Below are 19,488 nucleotides of genomic sequence, written 5' to 3'. Positions count from 1 at the left end.
AGGGGACACCTCGTACATGTACTTCCGAGTGCATCAGAATCCGAGATGTCTGCTACAGAACGACACTGGACCACATTTGACACCCGGAATGCCCGGATATGCCGCATGGGCAGTGGACAGAAACGACGATACCTGCAACCCGGATTCGCCCCGGATTCGACCCCGAGAGTTTGTTTAGTCAGTAAACATGGCCTCTGACCTGCGGAAACAAAGAGCGGCAGACGAGTCGGGCTGTACGCCGGGTTCTGTCGCCCGGGTGCCTTGCGGCGGTCCGGGGAGACGGCCATCCATCTAGGACCGGCGTTGCCGCCGGTCTCGTGCGGTCTACCCGCGGACTCGGGCGGGCAGCCCTCGAACGTCCGCGCAGAGCGCTTTTCACGGCGCTCCTTTTGACCTTGCTCCGGGTGGGGTTTACCTAGCTGCCCAGGTCGCCCTGGGCACTGGTGGTCTCTTACACCACCGTTTCACCCTTACCCGGTGCCGAAGCGCCGGGCGGTTTGTTTTCTGTGGCACTGTCCCGCGGGTCACCCCGGGTGGCCGTTAGCCATCACCCTGCCCTGTGGAGCCCGGACGTTCCTCGGGAAGCCCCCTAAGGGACTCCACGCGGCCGTCCGCCCGGCTCGTCTGCCGTGCCGACCATGTTACCGGGCCGCCGCCCCCTCACGGTCCCGAGGCGGCCAGGGCCGACGGCGCGGGCATCTCTCCGGATCAGGGGACGGCTGCGGCGGGGGCCCGTCAGGCGGTGCCGAAGACTCCCTCCAGGGCGTCGAAGGCCGCTTCCATCCGTGCCCGGTACTCGTCCGCGACGGCTGTCGCCCGCTCCCCCGCGAGGAGGCGGCGCGCCGTGGTGACGTAGACCGAGCGGTAGGCCGCGACCGTCAGGGCGGCCGCGAGGTGCGGGTCGGGGAGTTCGGGGGCGGTCTCCGCGAAGGTCCGCGCGAGGGCCTCTTCCACCTCCTCGACGGCCTCGCGGGCGCGGGCGCTCAGCGCGGGTGAGTCGATGACGATCTGCCAGAAGTGCGTGAAGTCGTCGTGGAGACCGCCCAACGGGTGCTGTTCGTCCAGGAGTTGGAGCGCGAGGGTGCGGAGGGCGGTGAACGGGCTCTCGGCAGGCCCGCGGTGCCGCACCGCTTCCGTGAACGTCTCCACGGCCTCGGGGATGCGGTCAAGGAAGAGGTCCTCCTTGCGCGGGAAGTAGTTGAAGACGGTCATCGCGGACACGTCCGCCGCTCTGGCGACCTCCGCGACGGTCACCTCGTCGAAGCCGCGCTCGACGAACAGGGCGGTCGCCACATTCGAGATCCGCTGCCGCGTGGCCCGCTTCTTACGCTCCCGAAGGGACGGTTCCGCTTTCTTTTCCTCCACCATGAGGAAAACTATAGCGGCCACAAACTTTTAGTCACTACAGTGAAACTCATGACGGACACGGGTGTGGAGTATGACGTTGTCGTGGTCGGTGCCGGGCCGGTCGGGCTGATGCTGGCGTGCGAGCTGGCGCTCGGCGGGGTGCGGACGCTGGTCGTCGAGCGGCTGGCCGAGGTCGATGAGACGGTCAAGGCGGGCGGGATCAACTCCCCGACCGCCGTCGCCCTCTACCGGCGCGGACTGCTGCCCGCGCTCGCGGCGGTCCAGGAGGCGGCGATGAGCCGGTTCCTGGAGTTCCGGGAGGCGCAGAGGCCGCGAGGCGAGGAGGGCGGTGCGGGGGCGGTGCCGAGGTTCGTCGGGCACTTCGGCGGGATCATGCTCGACGGCCGTCTGCTGGACGGCTCGGACCCGGACTTCGCGGACCTCGGACCCGTCGACGGCATCCGGCTGGTCCCCCAGGCGGCGCTGGAGCGGCTGCTCGGCGAACGCGCCCGGGAACTGGGCGTGGAGGTCCGCCGCCAAGTCGAAGTGACCGGCTTCGACACTGACACTGACACCGACATCGACGGCTCCGACGGCTCCTGTGGTTCTTACGGCGCCGGCGTCACCGTACGTCTCTCGTCCGGGCCGGACGTGCGGGCCGGCTGGCTCGTCGGGTGCGACGGTGGGCGCAGTACCGTCCGTAAGCTCGCCGGGTTCGACTTCCCGGGTACGGCCCCGGAGATCACCGGGTACCAGGCGATCGCCGACCTGACCGGCACCGAGGGGCTGGGCATCGGCTGGCAGACGACGGACGTCGGGACGTACGCGCACGGTCCGATGCCCGGCCGCATCCTGTCCGTTGAGTTCGACGGGCCGCCCGCCGACCGCGAAACGCCCGTCACCGTCGAGGAGTTGCAGGCCAGCGTGCGCCGCGTGACCGGTGTGGACGTGACGGTGGGCAACGTGCGCTCGATCACCCGGTTCACCGACAACTGCCGTCAGGCGAGCAGTTATCGCGCGGGCCGGGTGCTGCTCGCGGGCGACGCGGCGCATGTGCACTCGCCGTTCGGCGGGCAGGGGCTCAACCTGGGCATCGGGGACGCCATGAACCTCGGCTGGAAACTCGCGGCGGTGGTGCGCGGGCACGCCCCCGAGGGACTGCTCGACTCGTACACACGGGAACGGCATCCGATCGGCGCGTGGGTGCTGGACTGGACGCGGGCCCAAGTCGCGCTGATGCGCCCCGAGTCGCATGCGCGCGCCCTGCGCAAAGTCGTCATCGGCATGGCCGAGACGGTCGACGGCACCACCTACCTGGCCAAGAGGGTCTCCGGCGTCTGGCAGCGCTACGACCTGCCCGGCGACCACCCGCTGGTCGGCCGCAGCGCCCCCGACCTGGAACTCGCCGACGGCACCCGGCTCGCCGACCACCTGCACACCGGCCGCCCCCTGCTGCTCGACCTGGCCGACGACCCGAAGCTGCGCGCCCGCGCGGAGGGTTACGGCGACCGCGTGGACGTCCGCACCGTCGCCGCCAGCGACCGCCCACAGCTCACCACACTGACGACACTGACGGCACTGACGGGACTGCTCGTGCGGCCGGACGGATACGTCGCGTGGGCGGCGGACACCGAATCCACGGAAAGCGTCCCCGAGGACACACTGGAGGCGGCGCTGGAGCGCTGGTTCGGGGCTCCTGCCCACTGAGCCCGGCGAGGTGCCGTCAGGCGGGCACGGCGGGTACGAAGCGGATCGTCGGGGAGGTCTCGGCCGTCGGATCTGCCTGGGTGAGGCGGACTTGGAGGCGTTCGCCTAGAGGGAGGGTGGTGTCAGGGGTGCCGTCGATGCGGCCGATGACGGCCGGGGATGCCAGTTGGACGGTGCCGGCGGTCGGGCGGTGCTCGTCCACGTCCACCACGTACCCGTCGAACACCTCGCCGACCCGGTCCTTGAGCAGCACCGCCTCGACCAGGTCGACGCAGCCGCGCTCGACGGCGTTCGCGCGCCGCCCGCCCTCCGCCATCTCCCGGGGCAGCGCGTCGAGCACGGCGAGCACCCAGTCGGGCGGGGCGTGACCGGCGACGGCGGCGAGGCAGAGCTCGGTGGCGTGCCGGTCGGCAAGGCGGCGCAGCGGGGCCGTGCAGTGGGTGTAGGGGGCGGCGACGGCGGCGTGGGTGGTGATGTCGGGGAGTTTCCCGTCGCGGAAGACCGTGTAACCGGCACCGCGCAGCAGGGTCGTGCACTCCTGGAGGAAGGCCGCGTGCCGGGGGTCGTGCGGGTCGAGGGAGCGGATGAGCTGTGCGTACGAGACGTGGTGCGGCCAGTCGATGTGCAGGGCGTGGGCGGTGCGGCGCAGGCGGCCGACAGCGCCGTCGGGCGCGGCGGGGAGCGTGCGCAGGATGCCCGCGCCCGAGGCCGAGGCCAGCATCAGGTCGGCTGCGGCCATCCCGGTGAGGAGGGAGAGCTGCGCGTTCCAGCCCTCGGCGGGCGACTGGGCGCGGTAGCTCAACTCGTAGGTGTGGGCGGCCTCGTGGTCATCGGCGTGCCCGTGCTCGACTATCTCCTGCTCCGGTACGCCCAGGGAGATCCCGCCCCGCTCGGCCTCCAGGCGCTCCCGCAACTTGCCTATGACGGCGAGGAGTTGGAGCGGTTCCTCGGCGGTGCCCGCGTCCAACTGCCGTTGCACGCCCGCGTAGTCGAGTTTGGCGCGGCTGCGGACGAGGGCGCGGCGGACGTCGACGGCGACGGTACGGCCGTCCGCGTCGAGGTCGACGGTCCACAGCGCGGCCGGGCGGACCTTCCCGGGCAGCAGACTGGCCGCGCCCTCGCTGAGCACGGCCGGGTGCAGCGGGACCTTGCCGTCGGGGAAGTAGAGGGTGTTCACCCGGCGGTGCGCCTCGGCGTCCAGTGCTCCGCCGGGGACGACGAACGCGGCGACGTCGGCGATGGCGTACCGGACGCGGTAGCCGGCGCCCTGCCGGGAGAGGTGCAGGGCCTGGTCGAGGTCGGTGGAGGCGGGCGGGTCGAGGGTGAGGAAGGGTAGGTCGGTGGCGTCGTACGAGGGGAGGGCCGGGGCCTTCGCGGCGTGCTCCGCCTCGGCGAGGACCGCGAGCGGGAAGGCGGCCGGGACGTCGAGTCTCGTGCGCAGTGCGGTGAGGGCGGCCCGTAGGGGGGCTTCGAGGGCGCCGGTCACGCGGATGTGGCGGCGGGGCATGCAACGAGCGTAGGGCCGGGGGCGCGAGGCGGCACGCCGTACGCTGGCGCGGCAGAGCTCTACCCGAAGGAGATTCACCGTGCTCGTCCTGCTGCCGCCCTCCGAAGGCAAGGCGTCCTCTGGACGTGGCGCCCCGCTCAAACCGGAGACCCTCTCCCTGCCGGGGCTCGGCGCCGCCCGCGAGGCCGTCCTCGACGAGCTGGTCGAGCTGTGCGCGGCCGACGAGGACAAGGCGCGCGAGGTGCTCGGGCTGAGCGAGGGGCTGCGCGGCGAGATCGCGAAGAACGTGGAGCTGCGTACGGCGGGCGCCCGGCCGGCCGGGGAGATCTACACGGGCGTCCTGTACGACGCCCTCGGCCTGGCCTCGCTCGACGCGGCGGCGAAGCGGCGGGCGGCGCGCTCGCTGCTCGTCTTCTCGGGGTTGTGGGGCGCCGTCCGGGTGACGGACCGCATCCCGTCGTACCGCTGCTCGATGGGTGTGCGGCTGCCGGGGCTGGGGGCGCTGGGCGCGCACTGGCGCACGCCGATGGCGGCCGTGCTGCCCGAGGCGGCCGGGGACGGGCTGGTGCTGGACCTGCGGTCGGCGGCGTACGCGGCGGCGTGGAAGCCGAAGGGCGAGGTCGCGGGGCGGACGGCGAGCGTACGGGTGTTGCACGCGCCGACCCGGAAGGTCGTCAGCCACTTCAACAAGGCCACCAAGGGGCGGATCGTACGGAGCCTGCTGACGTCGGGGATCGCCCCCAAGGGTCCGGCGGAGCTGGTGGCGGCGCTGCGGGACCTCGGGTACGTGGTGGAGGAGCAGGCACCGGCGCCGGCCAAGGCCGGGGTGACCGCGTGGACGCTGGATGTGCTGGTGGACGAGGTGCACTGAGAGCCCGCCGGGAACCGGCCGAACAGCGGTGTTGCAGCATGCGCAACGACCTTTGCGCATGCTGCACGGCGGGGGCAGGATGAGGCGCATGACCTCACCCCTGCCCTCCGCTTCGGCTGCCTCGGCCGTCTCGGCCGCTTCGGCTGTCTCGGTGCTGGATCTGGCCGTGGCGGCTGCTGTCGTACCCGTAGTGGTCGTCGAAGACGTTTCCGACGCCGTACCGCTGGCGCGGGCGCTGGTGGCGGGTGGGCTGCCGGCGATCGAGGTGACGCTGCGGACGCCGGCGGCGATCGACGCGATCCGGGAGATCTCCGGGGCGGTCCCGGATGCGGTCGTCGGGGCCGGGACGGTACTCACACCGGCGCAGGTGACGGCGTGCGGGGCGGCCGGGGCGCGGTTCCTGGTGAGTCCCGGGTGGACGGACGCCCTGCTGACAGCGATGCGGGCGTCCGGGCTGCCGTTCCTGCCCGGGGTGTCGACCACGTCGGAGGTCGTGGCGCTGTTGGAACGGGGGGTGCGGGAGATGAAGTTCTTCCCGGCGCAGGCGGCGGGCGGTACGGCCTACCTCAGGTCACTGGCCGGACCACTCCCCCAGGCCCGTTTCTGCCCGACGGGAGGCATCGGCCCGGACACCGCGCCGGAGTATCTGTCCCTGCCCAACGTCGGTTGCGTGGGCGGGAGTTGGATGATTCCGGCGGAGGCGGTCGCGGCGCGGGACTGGGCGCGGATCGAGGATCTGGCCCGCACCGCCTCGCGTCTCAGGGCCGAAGGTGGGACGTGTCGTTGAGGAGGCGGACGCTGGCGTTGCCGTCCGCGTAGTAGGCCACCGCCGACAGCGAGGCGGCCGACAGTTCCATGCGGAACAGCGACTCGGGCGGGGCGCCCAGGGCGAGCCGTACGAACGTCTTGATCGGGGTCACATGGGTGACCAGCAGGACCGTACGGCCCGCGTACGCGGCGACCAGCCGGTCGCGGGTGGCGGCGATCCGGGTGGCGGTCGCCGCGAAACTCTCGCCGCCGCCGGTCGGCTCGGCCTCCGGGTCGGCCAGCCAGGCGTTCAGGTCGTCGGGGTGACGCTCACGGACCTCACCGAAGGTCAGCCCTTCCCAGGCCCCGAAGTCGGTCTCGATCAGCCCGTCCTCGACGGTGACCTCCAGCCCGAGGCGGTCGGCGACGGCACCGGCGGTCTCGCGGGTGCGGGCCAGCGGGGAGGCCAGGATGTGCTGGATCGTCCCCCGCCGGGCGAGCGCGGCAGCGACCCGCTCGGCCTGTTCCCGCCCGACGTCCGAGAGAGAGGGATCGGTGCCACCACTACCGGAAAACCGCTTCTGCGGCGTCAGCAGCGTCTCCCCGTGCCGCAGCAGCACAAACGTGGCCGGCGCCCCGAGATCGGGGGCCGCCCCCCAGCCGACGGAGGGGGTGGAAGAGGCGGGGGTGGAGGGGGAGGAAGAGGCGGGGGCCGGGGTGGCTACCGTGTGGGCGGCGCGGAAGTCGGCGTCGGCCTTCGTCCCGCTCCCCCGACCGGTTTCCCCACCGGGCTCGTTACTGGTCGCGTCGCCGGTTTCCCCACCGGTCTCCTTGGCCGGGCCGTCTGAGTCCTGCGGCGCGCTCGACCGTCCCCGGGCCAGTGCCTCGCGGGCCTTCGCCGCGCCCGCCGCGGCGTCGCCGGGTGGGGCGGAGGGCTCCGCGGCGGGCGGGGTCGCGGCGGTCGTGCGGGCGTCGAGGGTGGCGCGGGACGCGCCGGCGTCCCACTGTTCGCCGCGCTTGCCCGCGTCCATCGCCTCGTTCGCCAGGCGGTCGGCGTGCTTGTTCTGCGCGCGCGGGATCCACTCGTAGGTGACCTGGCCGGGCGGGAGGATCCGGGCCGCCTCCGCGGCGAGCGGCTTCATGTCGGGGTGCTTGATCTTCCAGCGGCCCGACATCTGCTCGACGACCAGTTTGGAGTCCATGCGGACGTGCACCCGGGCCGACGGGTCGAGTTCGCGGGCGGCGCTCAGACCGGCCACCAACCCCCGGTACTCGGCGACGTTGTTGGTGGCGACGCCGATGAACTCGGCCCGCTCGACGAGCGTTTCCCCCGTCGCCGCGTCGATCACCACGCTGCCGTAGCCCGCGGGTCCCGGGTTGCCCCGCGACCCGCCATCGGCCTCGACGATGAACTCCCGCACGACGTAAGCCCCTTACCGAACCGACTACAGAACAGACCGACCCGACTGACCGACTCGCCGACTACAGGCCGGACTCGGACGTGCGGACCAGGATGCGGTGGCAGTTCTCGCAGCGTACGACCGTGTCGCGCGGGGCCTTGCGGATCTCGTTGATGTCGGTGATCGCCAGCTCCTGACGGCAGCCCTGGCAGGTGCGCTGGAGGAGCCTGGCCGCGCCGACGCCGCCCTGCTGCTCGCGCAGCTTGTCGTACAGCTTCAGCAGGTCGGCGGGGATGGACGCGGCGACGAGCGCGCGCTCCTTCGTCACCGTGGCGGCCTCGGCGTCGAACTCCCCGAAGGCGGCGTCGCGGCGCGCGGTGGCGTCGTCGATCTTCCCCTGCACGGAGCCGACCCGCTCGGTCAGTTCGGCGACCCGCTCCTGCGCGGACTCGCGGCGCTCCATGACCTCCAGGACGATGTCCTCGAGGTCGCCCTGCCGCTTGGCGAGGGAGACGATCTCCTTCTGGAGGTTCTCCAGGTCCTTCGGGGAGGTGACCGCCCCGGAGTCCAACCGCTGCTGGTCACGCGCGGCGCGCTGACGCACCTGGTCCACGTCCTGCTCGGCCTTGGTCTGCTCGCGGGCGGTGTCGCTGTCCTCGGTCTGCGCGGCCACCAGCAGGTCACGCAGTTGCGTGAGGTCCTTGGTCAGCGACTCGATCTCGGCGTGCTCGGGCAGGGACCTCCGCTTGTGCGCGAGCTGCTGGAGCCGGGCGTCGAAAGCCTGGACGTCGAGGAGTCGGATCTGGTCGGCGGGCTCGGCGTTCAGTTGGGGGCTCCCGGTGTTTCGGTGACGGGTGTGACGGATGTGGCAGGCGTTACGGGTGCGGCGGGTGTGACGGGTGCGGACGCCTCGTGGGCGGTCCAGGGGTCGGTGACCGTGCGGGAGACGTGGACCCGCAGGCCCCATTCCCGCCGGTCGGAGATCTCGTCGAGCTGGGCGGCGGCCAGCTCGCACCAGGGCCACTCGGTGGCCCAGTGCGCGGCGTCGAGCAGCGCGAGAGGTGAGTGGGTGCCGTGGGCGCTGTGGGCGCGGTCCGCGATGAACTCCGACGCCGGGTGGTGGCGCAGGTCCGCGGTGAGGAAGGCGTCGACGCCGGCCGCGCGGACGTGGTCGAAGAGGCTGTCGCCGGACCCGCCGCTGACGGCCACGGTCCGTACCGTCGCCTCCCGGTCCCCGGCCACGCGGATGCCCTGCGCGGTCGCGGGCAGCCGTTCGGCGGCCCGGGCGGCGAGTTCGCGGACGGTGAGCGGGTGGTCCAGCTCGCAGACGCGGCCGAGACCGCGCCGCCCCTCGGGGTCGCTCGGGTCCGGCACCAGCGGCCGGACGACCCGCAGGTCAAGGGCGCCGGCGAGGGCGTCGCTCACCCCCGGGTCGGCGGTGTCGGCGTTGGTGTGGGCGACATGCAGGGCGATGTCGTGCTTGATGAGGGTGTGCACCACGCGGCCCTTGAAGGTGCCGGCCGCGACGGTCGTCGTCCCGCGCAGATACAGCGGATGGTGGGTGACGAGCAGATCGGCGCCGAGCTTCACGGCCTCGTCGACGATCTCCTGGACGGGATCGACGGCGAACAGAACCCGGGAGACCTCCTGCTCGGGGTCGCCCACGACGGTACCGACCGCGTCCCAGGACTCGGCCCGTTCGGCGGGCCACAGGTTCTCCAGCGCGGTGATGACTTCAGACAGACGGGGCACGGGGAAAGGCTACCTGGCCGTTCTACGAACCCGTACCGATGCACACCGCTTCCACGGCCCTCAGGCGAATCGCTTCTGCACCACTCTTACGAGGGAGCGGACCGCCCGTCGGTCCCACGTCCGCGCGTACGAAAACTAGCTTCGTGGCCGGAGGTGACGGAAACGATGACGATGCCGGCCTGTGCGATCGAGCCCACCGCGGCGGACGGGGCGAACGACGGGGGAAACCCCGAGGTCCCCTACGGGGAGAACTCTGGTGTCCCCGAGGTCCTTGAGTCCCCCGAGATCCCCGAGACCCCCGAGGTCGCGCCCGAGGCCGCCGTCGAGGTCCCCCTCGATGCCGCCCATGTGCCCCTGACCCCTTCAGCAGCCTCAGTAGCCCCTGCGGCCCATGTGACCTATGTGGCCGCTACGGTTCCTGCGGTTCCTCCGGTTCCTGCGGTTCCTGCCGTCGCTGTGATCCCTGCCGCCGCTGTGGTCGCTGTGACCCCTGTGGTTGCTGTGGTCCCTGTGCCCCCTGCGGTCCCCGAGGTCGGCGGGGCCGAGGGCGCGCCGCCGCATGCGGACTACGCGACCGCGGGCTATGCGGCAGCGGACCGCATGACCACGCACTACGCGACCACGGGCCGCGTGACGACCGACTATGCGATCGCGGACTGCATGACTGCGGACTACGCGACCGCAGACTCCGCGACCACGAACCACACGACCGCACACTCCGCGACCCCGGACCACACGGCCGCAGACCGCATGACCTCGGCCTACACAGCCGCAGACTCCGCGACCACGGCGTACGCGACCGCACACTCCGCGTCCTCGGCCCACACAGCCGCAGACTGCGTGATCACCGCCGACGGTGCCTACGCCGCGCGCCTTGCCCGTAGTGGTGACTCCTGGTTTCCGGAGCGTTGGACCCTGGACGGCCCCGAGCCGTACGCCGTGCCGCTGCCCGGCAACCAGCCCGAGGAGCCCGGTACGCAGGTGCAGCCGATGGCCGACGGACGGGTCCTGATCCGGCGGCCGACCGACGGACGGCACGCCTTCTCCCTGCTGTACCCGACCGGCCCCGGCACGGGCGAACTGCCGCTCGGCGCCGTCGAGTGCCCGGACGAGGACACCCGGCTGCACCTGCTCCCCCCGGCCCCCTGCGGCAGCCGCGCGTACGCCCTCGCCGTCGGCCGCTGGACGACGACCCTGTGGCTGGTCGCGGGCGGCTCCTTCGGCCCCGAGCACATCGCCGAGATCCCCGGCCGCTGCTCGGGCGGCGTCTGGCTGGACCGTACGGGCCGGATGCTCGCGCTGGACCGTGAGGCAGGCGGCCGGACCAAGGCGATCGTGGTGGACCTGGAGCGCGGCGGCGAGGTGTCGCCGCTGCTGCAGATCTCCGCCGACAGCGACGACCGGCTGCTGCTCGCCGACCCCGACAGCGGCCTGCTGCTCATCGGCTCCGACGCCCCGTCACCGGGCGAGGCGCGTCTCGGCTGGGGGGTCCTCGGCAGCACACTGCCGGTCCGCTTCCCGGAGTCGCTGCATCTGCCCGGCCACACCCTCACCCCGTTCGCGATCCAGCCGGGCCAGGTGCTCCTGCCGGAGGGCTGCGCGGTGGCGCTGCGCATCGACGGCCACTTCGGCGACCCCTACGGCACCTACGGCACCTACGGCACCTGGGTCGGCGTGTGGCGCCCCGCGGATCGTCAACTGCACCAACTCGCCGCCCCTGAGGGCTGGTTGGCGGGCAGCGGATTGTGGACACCGGGGGGCGTCCTCCGTCTGCCGTACGCCACTCAGGCGGAACCCTGCGGGGTGGCACCGCTGCCGGCACCGCTGCCGGCCCCGCCACCGGCCCCACTGTCGGCGCCGATCACGGACCCGCCCCCGTCGGCCTCCGCCCCACCACCCCTCACCCTCCGTCCGATCCCCCTCCAACAAGCCCCTCTCGGCAGCCTTGTAACGAAGTAGCTGCGGTTGGCGCGGCCGCCTGGATTCACCCCTCGGTGTGCTGGATAAAATCGCCCGGCTGTGCAGAAAGATCATGTTGACGGGGTGAACTTTTCCGATGAGCGACGCAAGCACGAAGCAGCCGCTGTCCGCCGACTCCCAGGACTCCCAGGAGACGGCCGGTCACGGTCGGCACCGGGGCCCGGTCTCGTCCCACGACGGCGACTCGGCCCCGCACGGCCGGCACCGCAAGCCGGCCGAGAGCAGGACCGAGGACAAGACCGAAGCGACTGTCTGAGCAGTACAAGCGGTACGAGCGACACAAGCAGTACGAGCGGCACGAGCAGTACGCGGTAGACCGAAGGGGCTCCGGACGTCCGACGACGGACGACCGGAGCCCCTTCGCCTGCCCTGCTCGCTCTACTTGCCCTATCTCTATCTCTATCTCTCCGCGCGCCGCAGCCCCAGTACCTCCGCCGCCGCGAACGTCTCCCCCGGCGGGCGGTCCGCGTAGTGCGGGGTGAGGACGGCGTCGAGCTCGTCGTAACTGAAAGCGTCCTGTTTGCTGTCGAACTTCGCCTGGACGCGCGGCCGTTCGACGACGGCGACCATCCCGCCGTGTACGACGAGCAGTTGCCCGTTGATGCGGGCGGCGGCCGGTGAGGCCAAGTAGCCGACGAGCGGGGCGACATGCTCGGGGGCGAGGGGATCGAGGCCGTCGGCGGGCTGCTCGAACCCGGCGAAGACGTCCTCCGTCATCCGGGTGCGGGCGCGCGGGCAGATGGCGTTGGCCGTGACGCCGTACTTGGCGAGCGCGAGCGCACAGGACGTCGTCAGGCCGACGATCCCCCCTTTCGCGGCGGCGTAGTTGGGCTGTCCGGCCGAGCCCGCGAGGAAGGCCTCGGACGAGGTGTTCACGATCCGCCCGTACACCGGCCCGCCCGCCGCCTTGGAGCGCTCACGCCAGTGCGCGGCGGCGAACCGGGTCGTGTTGAAGTGGCCTTTGAGGTGGACCCGCAGGACCGCGTCCCACTCCTCCTCGGCCATCGAGAAGACCATCCGGTCGCGCAGGATGCCCGCGTTGTTGACGACGACGTCCAGCTTGCCGAACGTGTCGACGGCCAACTCGACCAGTTCGCGCGCCTGTTGGAAGTCGGACACGTCCCCGGTGTGGACGAGCGCGGTGCCGCCGGCCGCCCGGATCTGTGCCGCGACCTCCTCGGCGGGGCCCACCGACGCCTCGCCCGAGCCGTCCCGCCCCGGCTGCCCGTAGTCGTTGACGACGACGGCCGCGCCGAGCCGGGCCAGCTCCAGCGCCTCGGCCCGGCCGAGCCCGCGTCCGGCCCCGGTGACGATCGCCGCCAGCCCGTCCAGGGGCAGTGGCAGTGCCATCTCTCGCACCCCCGTCCCTCAGATCTCTATGCAGGTGCGGAGCGCGGTCCCGGAACGCATCTGGTCCAGGGCCTCGTTGACGTCGGAGAGCGGCACGCGGTGGGTGATCAGGCCGGACAGGTCGATGCGGCCGGCCCGCCACAGGGCGATCGTCCGCTCGTAGGAGCGCAGGACGTCCCCGCCGCCGTACATCGAGGGCAGGATGCGCTTCTCGTCGAAGAACAGCTCGAACATGCTGAATTGGAGGTAGTCGTCCAGGGCGCCCGCGCCGACGACGACGAGGGTGCCGCCGCGCCGGGTGTTCTCGTACGCGGTGCGGGCGGTGGCGGAGCGGCCGACGACCTCGAAGACGTAGTCGAACCCCTCGCCGCCGGTGACCTGTTGCTTGGCGTCCTGCAGCTCGTCCGGTGAAACCGCCTTCGTGGCACCGAACTTGAGCGCGGACTCGCGGCGCGAGGCGACCGGGTCGACGGCGACGATCTCGGCGGCGCCCTTGAGCCGGGCGCCCTGGATCGCGGAGATGCCGACGCCGCCGCAGCCGATGACGGCGACCGTCGAACCGGCCTGTACGTCGGCGGTGTTGAGCGCGGCGCCGAGTCCGGTGGTCACGCCGCAGCCGATGAGGGCGGCGACGTCGAAGGGCACGTCGTCGGGGATCGGCACGGCGCAGCCCGCGTCGACGACGACCTCCTCGGCGAAGGTGCCGGTGCCGGCGAAGCCGAAGACGTCCGCGCCGGGCCGCCTGAAGTTGGGCGTGCCCGCGTTCATGAAGCCGGCCAGACACAGTTGGGTCTGGCCGCGCTTGCAGGCGGGACACGCCCCGCAGGCCGGCAGCCAGCAGACGACGACCCGGTCACCGGGCTTCAAGTGGGTTACGCCGTCGCCGACTTCGAGGATCTCTCCCGCGCCCTCGTGACCGGGCACGAACGGCGCGGGCTGCGGCAGCACCCCGCCCATCGCGGACAGGTCCGAGTGGCACAGCCCGGTGGCCCGTACCCGGATCCTGACCCGTCCGGGGCCGAAGCCCACCGCCTCGACGTCGTCGAGGACCTCCAGCTTGTCCTGACCGATCTCGTGCAGTACGGCTGCGCGCATGGTGCGGCTCCCCTCGAGTCCCCTCAACTGGCGGGTGGTTCAGGTGTGTTCGATGATCGTGTCGGTGAGGACGGGCGCGTCGCCGCGCTCGACCGCGCTCACGGCCACCCGCACCGCGCCCGCCCCGCCCGCCCCATCCGCCCCGTGCCACAGCCGGATGCGCAGGGTCTCGCCGGGGAAGACCACCCCGGCGAAGCGGGTGGTGTACGAGCGCACCCGGCTCACCTCGCCGTCGAGCAGCGTGTCGACGACCGCCTTGAGCGTGATGCCGTAGGTGCACAGGCCGTGCAGGATGGGCCGCTCGAACCCGGCGAGCTTCGCGAACTCGGGGTCCGCGTGCAGCGGGTTGTAGTCGCCGGAGAGCCGGTAGAGCAGTGCCTGGTCCTCGCGGACGGCGCGCTCGACCGTCCGGCCCGGCTCACCGGTGGGTGGTTCGAGGCGGGCGGACGGGCCCCGGTCGCCGCCCCAGCCGCCCTCGCCCCGGACGAAGATCTGGGCGTCGTTGGTCCACAGCGGGCCGTCCGCGTCGGCGACCTCGGTGCGCATGACGAGGAGGGCGGCCTTGCCCTTGTCGTACACCCCGGCGATGCGCCCGGTGGCGGTCGCCCGGCCCGCCACCGGGAGCGGACGGTGGATCTCCAGGCGCTGGCCGCCGTGCAGGACGCGGGCGAGGTCGACGTCGATGCCGGGCATGGACAGTCCGCTGATCACGCCGGGCGAGCCGGCCCCCGCGACGGTGGCGAAGCTGGGCAGGACGTGCAGCCGTGACTCCAGCGTGTAGCGCAGTTCGTCGGGGTCGGTGGCGGGGCTCGGCTTGTCGGGGTCGGCGCCCGCGCCGATGCCGAGGTGGTACAGCAGGACGTCCCGGTGGCCCCAGGTGATCTCGCCGGTCCGGGGTTCGGCGGCGAGCGCCTTGGCTGCGTCGATGGGCATGGAGCTCCTGACAACTCGGATCGATCGGATCAATCAGATCGCTCGGATCGCTCGGATCGCTCGGATCACTCAGAGACCTCGGCACGGCCGTCCGCACCGATCGGCCGCACCGAGGTCGTGACGGGGCCGCGGAACCCGCCCGCTCCAGAACGCGTTCCCGTGCGGCGACCCCTGTATAGCCCAGGCCCCGACACTTGTGAAGACACCTGACGGCATGTCAGATGCAGGGCTCGGATACGGCCGCCCATGACATTTGTCCCGGCCGAGTGCGTACATCTCGCACTGCCACGGGCGGGCTCGCGGCCGTAGCGTCGAAGACAGCCACACACAGCCACGCACAGAGCCACACAACGGTGGAACGACGGGAACGACAGGACTGGGGGAACGGGGACATGGACATGGCGAAGTCACTGGAAGGACGGCGGAGCGCTTGGACCCGCCGGCAAGACGCCTTGCGGGCGGCCTACCGCGAGGGGCGGAAGCAGCAGCGGTACTGGCAGGACAACAAGCACCGCCTCAAGGCCGAGTGCAAGGCCGCCCGCAAGGCCGGGCAGGTCACCGAGGAAACCGGCCCGCCGGCCAACGCCTTCTCGTTGCTGCCGTGGCTGGTGATGGGGATGGGCGCGTTCTCCAACCTGTTCCAGGGCCAGACCCCGAACCCCTGGATCGGCGGCCTGGGCGTGCTGACGTTCAACTCGCTGTACATCTACGTCGCCTTCCGCTCGTTCGCCAAGTACTCCCGCGACGCCCTGTCGACCCGACTGGCCCATGGCGCGCTCGGCGCGGTGGCCTGCGCCCTCGCCCTCGGCTACGGCGGCAACTGGCTGCTCTTCCTGCCGCTGTTCGGCCTCGCGACGGGCGCCGTCCTGCGCGGCCGCCACCTGCGCAGCCTGGGGACGGCCGTGGCGGTCCTGGCCGGTGTGATCGCCTGCGTCCACGAGGGCTGGAACGGCCTGGCCATCGGCTACGCCACCTGGATCTCGACGATGGTGACGGCCGCGATCCTCTCCCTCTCCGGGGCCGTACGGGACCTGCGCGCCGCCCGCGAGGAGCTGGCCCGCCGGGCGGTGGAGGAGGAACGGCTGCGGTTCTCCCGCGATCTGCACGACCTGCTCGGCCACACGCTCTCGGTGATCGTGGTGAAGTCGGAGGCGGCCAGGCGGGTGGCGCCTCGTGACATGGACGCGGCTCTCGCGCAGGTCGCGGACATCGAGGCGGTGGGCCGGCAGGCGCTGACCGAGATCCGGGAGGCGGTCACCGGCTACCGCGAGGGCAGCCTGGTCACCGAGCTGGACCGGGCCCGCTCGGCGCTGACGGCGGCGGGCGTCGAACCGTCGGTGGACCGGTCCGGGCCGCCGCCCGAGCCGCAGACCGCCGCCCTGCTGGGCTGGGTGGTGCGGGAGGCGGTCACCAACGTCGTCCGGCACAGCGGCGCGACCCGCTGCCGGATCACCGTGTCCGGCACCCCGGAACGAACCCGCCTGACGGTGACGGACAACGGCACCGGCACCGGCACCGGCGCGCAGCCCGCCGACGGCTGCCGCCCATCCGGCACCGGTCTGACCGGCCTACGCGAACGCCTCACCACAGCGGGCGGCTCCCTGACAGCGGGCCCGCAACCACACGGCGGCTTCACGGTCACGGCGGAACTACCCACGGAACCACTGGCAGAACTCCCGGTGCACCTCCCGACGGGCTCACACGCGGACGGGTACCCCCCGGCCCCAACCCCCGCCCCCGCCCCGGCGCCCGTCCCCGCCGACAAAGCGCCGTCCGTGGCCGGCGGACCTACCCTTGGCCCGTGACCGAGACGCCGGGTTGGCCTGTGAACGAGATGCCCCGTGACCACCGCCCCACCAAGTCCATCAGGGTGCTGCTCGCGGAGGACCAGGGCATGATGCGCGGGGCGCTGGCCCTGCTGCTGGGGCTGGAGGCCGATATCGAGGTGGTCGCGCAGGTCGGCACCGGGGACACGATCGTGGACGCGGCCCTCCTCCACCGCCCGGACGTCGCGCTCCTCGACATCGAACTCCCCGGCATCAGCGGTCTGGACGCCGCCGCCGAGCTGCGCGAGCAGGCGCCGGACTGCCGGGTGCTGATCCTGACCACGTTCGGCCGGCCCGGCTACCTGCGCCGGGCCATGGAGGCCGGGGCCGCCGGTTTCCTGGTGAAGGACGGTCCGGTGGAGGAGCTGGCGGCGGCGATCCGCCGGGTGCTGACCGGCGAGACGGTGGTCGACCCGGCGCTCGCCACGGCCGCGCTCAGCGCGGGCCCGAACCCGCTCACCGCCCGCGAGTGCGACGTACTGAAGGCGTCCGTGGACGGGGCGACGGTCGCCGACATCGCCGCCCGACTGCACCTGTCCGAGTCCACGGTCCGCAACTACCTGTCCTCCGCGATCGGCAAGACGGCCACCCGCAACCGGATGGAGGCGATGCGCGAAGCCCGGCAACAGGGCTGGCTGTAAGGACTGGACCACTGCTGGCATAGTGCCGGGATGCGTTTACCCATACCCGTACGGATATCGATCCCCCGGCGACCGGCCGCCCTCATGGCCGCCCTCGCCGCCGTGTTCGCGTCGGCATCGGCATCGGCATCGGCATCGGCATCGGCATCGGCATCGGCATCGGCGCAAACGTCCGCCATGGCCGCCGGGTCCGACAGGTCCGCCGGGTCCGGCCGGGTCGTGATGCGGTTCGAGACCGTGCAGACCTTCGTGATGTACAACGCCGACGAGGGGGCCAAGGCCTCGAACGACGACTTCGTCGTCCCGGTCTTCGTCGAGGCGAGCAAGGGTCGCGAGGACGCCCGTAACGTCAAGGTCGTCGTGGACGCGTCGGGGCTGGCGGGCGTCGCCCGGCTCGGTGAGAACCGCGCGTGCGAGGCCGAGGGCCCCATCTACACCTGCGTCTACGGCGATCTACAGAACGGCGACGGCGAGAGCTACCAGCCCCTCACCCTCCTCGGCGTGGACGGCGTCGAACCGGGCGACAGCGGGACGGTGACGTACACCGCGAGCGCCGACAACGCGCCCACCGTCACCGGCACCACCCGCATGACCGTCGGCGGTCCGACACTGTCCGCACCCGGGCAGGAGGAGGCCGTGAACGGACTGGCACCCGGGAAGCCCGCGACCGTGACCCCACGGTTGGCCAACAACACCCGCTTCCCCGCGCGGCAGCCCGTCGCCCTCCAGGTCAACGTGTCGGACGGCCTGACGCTGACCGCCCGGCACGGCAACTGCTTCTACTCCGGGCCCACGCCCACCTCCGCGTGGTGCACGTTCCCCACGAAGCCCGCGCCGGGCGCCGCCTACCGCACCAGCGCCCCGCTGCTCTACACGGTCACCGCGCCCGACAAGCTGACCGGCGAGGTCACCTACACCTGGTCGTCGGATTCGCAGCAGCCCGCCGACCACACCGTCCGCGGCACCGGCGCCCCGCTCACCCTGGTCCGCACCGCCGCGCGCAAGGAGTTCGGCGACAGCCACGGCAGGGTCGCCGTGACCACCACCGTGCAGGCCGACTACCGTCCGGTCACCGCGCCCGTACGGGGCCGGGTCGGCGACACGGTGAAGGTACGGCTCGGAGTGGACGCCCTCGGCCCCGGCCGGCTGTCCGGCGACGGCGACGAGGAGTTGGGCCGCTTCGAGGTGGTCCCGCCGGAGGGCACCACGGTCACCTCCATCCCGTACACCTTCGAGGACGACGGCGGGAAGTGGGCGTGCGAGCGGCCCGGTCGGCCGGGCGGAGCCTTCGTCTGCGAGATCGGCCACGACAGGTTCCTGGAGGCCCGGCACGAGGACGGCACGACCGCCATCGACTTCCACATCCGCATCGACCGGCGGGTCCCCGGCGCGCAGGGCACCATCCGCACCTACAACCCCTTCGACCGCACCCCCGGCAACGACGTCGCCGCCATCCCCCTGGAAGCGTCCCCCGCCCCGCCGTACCGCTCCGTCCTGCGCCCCGCCGTACTGATCCCGACGGCCGCTCTGGTGGCGGTGGCGCTCCTCTACATCCGCGTCCGCCGTCGCCATCGCGGGAGTCCCGGGAGTCCCGGGAGTCCCGGGAGTCCCGGGAGTACGACGTCCTAGACGCCGTCCCCCGTGCGCCGCAGCACCCGTAGCGAGCCGGTGTCCGAGATCTCCGTGAAAGCGCCGGAGGCCAGGGCGCGCAGGTAGACGCGGTAGGGGGCCTGGCCGGTGAACTCGTCGGCCGGGTCGGGGAACACGTCGTGGATGACGAGCAGTCCGCCCTCGGCGACATGCGGGGCCCAGCCCTCGTAGTCGGCGGTGGCGTGCTCGTCGGTGTGGCCGCCGTCGACGAAGACGAGGCCGAGGGGCGCGTTCCAGAACGCGGCGACCTGCGGCGACCGGCCGACCAGCGCGACCACGTGCTCCTCCAGACCGGCCCGGTGCAGGGTCCGGCGGAAGGTGGGCAGCGTGTCCATCAGGCCGATCTCGGGGTCGACGGTCTCCGGGTCGTGGTAGTCCCAGCCCGGCTGCTGCTCCTCGCTGCCCCGGTGGTGGTCGAGCGTGAGGGCGCTGACGCCGGTCTGGCGGGCCGCGTCCGCGAGCAGGATCGTGGAACGCCCGCAGTAGGTGCCGACCTCGAGCAACGGCAGCCCGAGCGCACCCGCCTCGACGGCGGCGGCGTACAGCGCGAGCCCCTCGTCGACCGGCATGAACCCCTTCGCCGCCTCGAACGCGGCCAGGATCTCGGGCTTGGGTGCCGCGGACATGCGGGTCCTTCCAGTCGTACGTGCGTGCGGGCATACGTGCGTATGAGCGCCCATGC

At 72.3% G+C, this 19,488-nt stretch carries 17 protein-coding genes and 1 other RNA gene; 8 read left to right on the top strand and 10 right to left on the bottom strand.

Annotated elements, in window-relative coordinates:
• Positions 1 to 218: 218 nt before the first annotated feature.
• An RNA gene (gene rnpB, locus BMZ82_RS25090) (RNase P RNA component class A) lies at positions 219 to 623 on the bottom strand.
• 112 nt (positions 624 to 735) lie between these two features.
• Positions 736 to 1,368: a TetR/AcrR family transcriptional regulator gene (locus BMZ82_RS25085; RefSeq protein WP_093779532.1), complete on the bottom strand. Its 633-nt coding sequence runs from the start codon at positions 1,366 to 1,368 to the stop codon at positions 736 to 738.
• Between the two features lie 48 nt (positions 1,369 to 1,416).
• On the opposite strand from BMZ82_RS25085, the gene BMZ82_RS25080 reads away from it, so the two are divergent.
• Positions 1,417 to 3,054, top strand: coding sequence for an FAD-dependent monooxygenase (locus BMZ82_RS25080; RefSeq protein WP_093779618.1), 1,638 nt, complete (start codon positions 1,417 to 1,419; stop codon positions 3,052 to 3,054).
• Positions 3,055 to 3,070: 16 nt separating this feature from the next.
• Here BMZ82_RS25080 and BMZ82_RS25075 read toward each other — a convergent pair whose 3' ends face one another.
• Positions 3,071 to 4,561 carry an RNB domain-containing ribonuclease gene (locus BMZ82_RS25075; RefSeq protein WP_093779530.1) on the bottom strand — a complete coding sequence of 497 codons (1,491 nt, stop codon included), beginning with the start codon at positions 4,559 to 4,561 and terminating at the stop codon, positions 3,071 to 3,073.
• A 79-nt stretch (positions 4,562 to 4,640) separates the two neighbouring features.
• On the opposite strand from BMZ82_RS25075, the gene yaaA reads away from it, so the two are divergent.
• Positions 4,641 to 5,432 carry a peroxide stress protein YaaA gene (yaaA, locus tag BMZ82_RS25070; protein ID WP_093779528.1) on the top strand — a complete coding sequence of 264 codons (792 nt, stop codon included), beginning with the start codon at positions 4,641 to 4,643 and terminating at the stop codon, positions 5,430 to 5,432.
• A gap of 88 nt (positions 5,433 to 5,520) precedes the next feature.
• Positions 5,521 to 6,219 (top strand): bifunctional 4-hydroxy-2-oxoglutarate aldolase/2-dehydro-3-deoxy-phosphogluconate aldolase, encoded by a 699-nt coding sequence (eda, locus tag BMZ82_RS25065; RefSeq protein ID WP_093779614.1) that lies wholly within the window; start codon positions 5,521 to 5,523, stop codon positions 6,217 to 6,219.
• Here eda and BMZ82_RS25060 read toward each other — a convergent pair.
• The 3 genes from BMZ82_RS25060 to BMZ82_RS25050 all read right to left on the bottom strand — a co-directional run bounded on the left by BMZ82_RS25060 (position 6,191) and on the right by BMZ82_RS25050 (position 9,331).
• Positions 6,191 to 7,600, bottom strand: a complete 1,410-nt coding sequence (locus BMZ82_RS25060) for a bifunctional RNase H/acid phosphatase (protein WP_093779526.1) — start codon at positions 7,598 to 7,600, stop codon at positions 6,191 to 6,193. The genes eda and BMZ82_RS25060 overlap by 29 nt on opposite strands.
• Positions 7,601 to 7,661: 61 nt before the next feature.
• Positions 7,662 to 8,405 (bottom strand): zinc ribbon domain-containing protein, encoded by a 744-nt coding sequence (locus BMZ82_RS25055; protein WP_256252090.1) that lies wholly within the window; start codon positions 8,403 to 8,405, stop codon positions 7,662 to 7,664.
• Positions 8,402 to 9,331, bottom strand: a complete 930-nt coding sequence (locus BMZ82_RS25050; RefSeq protein ID WP_256252085.1) for a Nif3-like dinuclear metal center hexameric protein — start codon at positions 9,329 to 9,331, stop codon at positions 8,402 to 8,404. Before BMZ82_RS25050 ends, BMZ82_RS25055 begins: the two co-directional genes overlap by 4 nt.
• Before the next feature lie 750 nt (positions 9,332 to 10,081).
• On the opposite strand from BMZ82_RS25050, the gene BMZ82_RS25045 reads away from it, so the two are divergent.
• The gene (locus tag BMZ82_RS25045) at positions 10,082 to 11,290 is read left to right on the top strand and encodes a hypothetical protein (RefSeq protein ID WP_371271303.1); all 1,209 of its coding nucleotides are present in this window, start codon (positions 10,082 to 10,084) and stop codon (positions 11,288 to 11,290) included.
• A gap of 97 nt (positions 11,291 to 11,387) precedes the next feature.
• Complete coding sequence (locus BMZ82_RS25040) at positions 11,388 to 11,567, top strand: hypothetical protein (protein WP_093779522.1); 180 nt, start codon at positions 11,388 to 11,390, stop codon at positions 11,565 to 11,567.
• 143 nt (positions 11,568 to 11,710) lie between these two features.
• Here BMZ82_RS25040 and BMZ82_RS25035 read toward each other — a convergent pair whose 3' ends face one another.
• The 3 genes from BMZ82_RS25035 to BMZ82_RS25025 are packed head-to-tail and all read right to left on the bottom strand — an operon-like array spanning position 11,711 to position 14,689.
• The gene (locus BMZ82_RS25035; protein WP_093779520.1) at positions 11,711 to 12,661 is read right to left on the bottom strand and encodes a 3-oxoacyl-ACP reductase; all 951 of its coding nucleotides are present in this window, start codon (positions 12,659 to 12,661) and stop codon (positions 11,711 to 11,713) included.
• An 18-nt stretch (positions 12,662 to 12,679) separates the two neighbouring features.
• Positions 12,680 to 13,756, bottom strand: coding sequence for a Zn-dependent alcohol dehydrogenase (locus tag BMZ82_RS25030; protein WP_093779518.1), 1,077 nt, complete (start codon positions 13,754 to 13,756; stop codon positions 12,680 to 12,682).
• A gap of 39 nt (positions 13,757 to 13,795) precedes the next feature.
• Positions 13,796 to 14,689 (bottom strand): MaoC/PaaZ C-terminal domain-containing protein, encoded by an 894-nt coding sequence (locus BMZ82_RS25025; RefSeq protein ID WP_093779516.1) that lies wholly within the window; start codon positions 14,687 to 14,689, stop codon positions 13,796 to 13,798.
• 398 nt (positions 14,690 to 15,087) lie between these two features.
• Here BMZ82_RS25025 and BMZ82_RS25020 point away from each other — a divergent pair, with 398 nt between their 5' ends.
• From BMZ82_RS25020 to BMZ82_RS25005, 3 genes are all read left to right on the top strand, one after another.
• On the top strand, positions 15,088 to 16,494 hold the full coding sequence (locus tag BMZ82_RS25020) for a sensor histidine kinase (protein ID WP_093779612.1): 1,407 nt from the start codon (positions 15,088 to 15,090) through the stop codon (positions 16,492 to 16,494).
• A 29-nt stretch (positions 16,495 to 16,523) separates the two neighbouring features.
• Positions 16,524 to 17,156 carry a response regulator transcription factor gene (locus BMZ82_RS25015; protein WP_093779610.1) on the top strand — a complete coding sequence of 211 codons (633 nt, stop codon included), beginning with the start codon at positions 16,524 to 16,526 and terminating at the stop codon, positions 17,154 to 17,156.
• Positions 17,157 to 17,333: 177 nt separating this feature from the next.
• On the top strand, positions 17,334 to 18,785 hold the full coding sequence (locus BMZ82_RS25005; protein ID WP_256252084.1) for a hypothetical protein: 1,452 nt from the start codon (positions 17,334 to 17,336) through the stop codon (positions 18,783 to 18,785).
• Here the strand turns inward: BMZ82_RS25005 and BMZ82_RS25000 are convergent.
• Positions 18,782 to 19,432 (bottom strand): class I SAM-dependent methyltransferase, encoded by a 651-nt coding sequence (locus tag BMZ82_RS25000; RefSeq protein WP_093779512.1) that lies wholly within the window; start codon positions 19,430 to 19,432, stop codon positions 18,782 to 18,784. The two genes, BMZ82_RS25005 and BMZ82_RS25000, sit on opposite strands and share 4 nt — an antisense overlap.
• Positions 19,433 to 19,488: the final 56 nt, after the last annotated feature.

It is taken from the genome of Streptomyces sp. yr375 (assembly GCF_900110755.1).
Taxonomy (GTDB): domain Bacteria; phylum Actinomycetota; class Actinomycetes; order Streptomycetales; family Streptomycetaceae; genus Streptomyces.
The sequence above is the reverse complement of the archived record's forward strand: the minus strand, read 5'-3'. Positions and strand labels throughout refer to the sequence as shown.

What these genes read in the sequence shown, in the direction of transcription:
- BMZ82_RS25085 (WP_093779532.1), bottom strand. Translation starts at nt 1,368, where the DNA reads ATGGTGGAGGAAAAGAAAGCGGAACCGTCCCTTCGGGAGCGTAAGAAG.
- BMZ82_RS25080 (WP_093779618.1), top strand. Translation starts at nt 1,417, where the DNA reads ATGACGGACACGGGTGTGGAGTATGACGTTGTCGTGGTCGGTGCCGGG.
- BMZ82_RS25075 (WP_093779530.1), bottom strand. Translation starts at nt 4,561, where the DNA reads ATGCCCCGCCGCCACATCCGCGTGACCGGCGCCCTCGAAGCCCCCCTA.
- eda (WP_093779614.1), top strand. Translation starts at nt 5,521, where the DNA reads ATGACCTCACCCCTGCCCTCCGCTTCGGCTGCCTCGGCCGTCTCGGCC.
- BMZ82_RS25045 (WP_371271303.1), top strand. Translation starts at nt 10,082, where the DNA reads ATGACCTCGGCCTACACAGCCGCAGACTCCGCGACCACGGCGTACGCG.
- BMZ82_RS25040 (WP_093779522.1), top strand. Translation starts at nt 11,388, where the DNA reads ATGAGCGACGCAAGCACGAAGCAGCCGCTGTCCGCCGACTCCCAGGAC.
- BMZ82_RS25035 (WP_093779520.1), bottom strand. Translation starts at nt 12,661, where the DNA reads ATGGCACTGCCACTGCCCCTGGACGGGCTGGCGGCGATCGTCACCGGG.
- BMZ82_RS25030 (WP_093779518.1), bottom strand. Translation starts at nt 13,756, where the DNA reads ATGCGCGCAGCCGTACTGCACGAGATCGGTCAGGACAAGCTGGAGGTC.
- BMZ82_RS25025 (WP_093779516.1), bottom strand. Translation starts at nt 14,689, where the DNA reads ATGCCCATCGACGCAGCCAAGGCGCTCGCCGCCGAACCCCGGACCGGC.
- BMZ82_RS25020 (WP_093779612.1), top strand. Translation starts at nt 15,088, where the DNA reads ATGGCGAAGTCACTGGAAGGACGGCGGAGCGCTTGGACCCGCCGGCAA.
- BMZ82_RS25015 (WP_093779610.1), top strand. Translation starts at nt 16,524, where the DNA reads ATGCCCCGTGACCACCGCCCCACCAAGTCCATCAGGGTGCTGCTCGCG.
- BMZ82_RS25005 (WP_256252084.1), top strand. Translation starts at nt 17,334, where the DNA reads ATGGCCGCCGGGTCCGACAGGTCCGCCGGGTCCGGCCGGGTCGTGATG.
- BMZ82_RS25000 (WP_093779512.1), bottom strand. Translation starts at nt 19,432, where the DNA reads ATGTCCGCGGCACCCAAGCCCGAGATCCTGGCCGCGTTCGAGGCGGCG.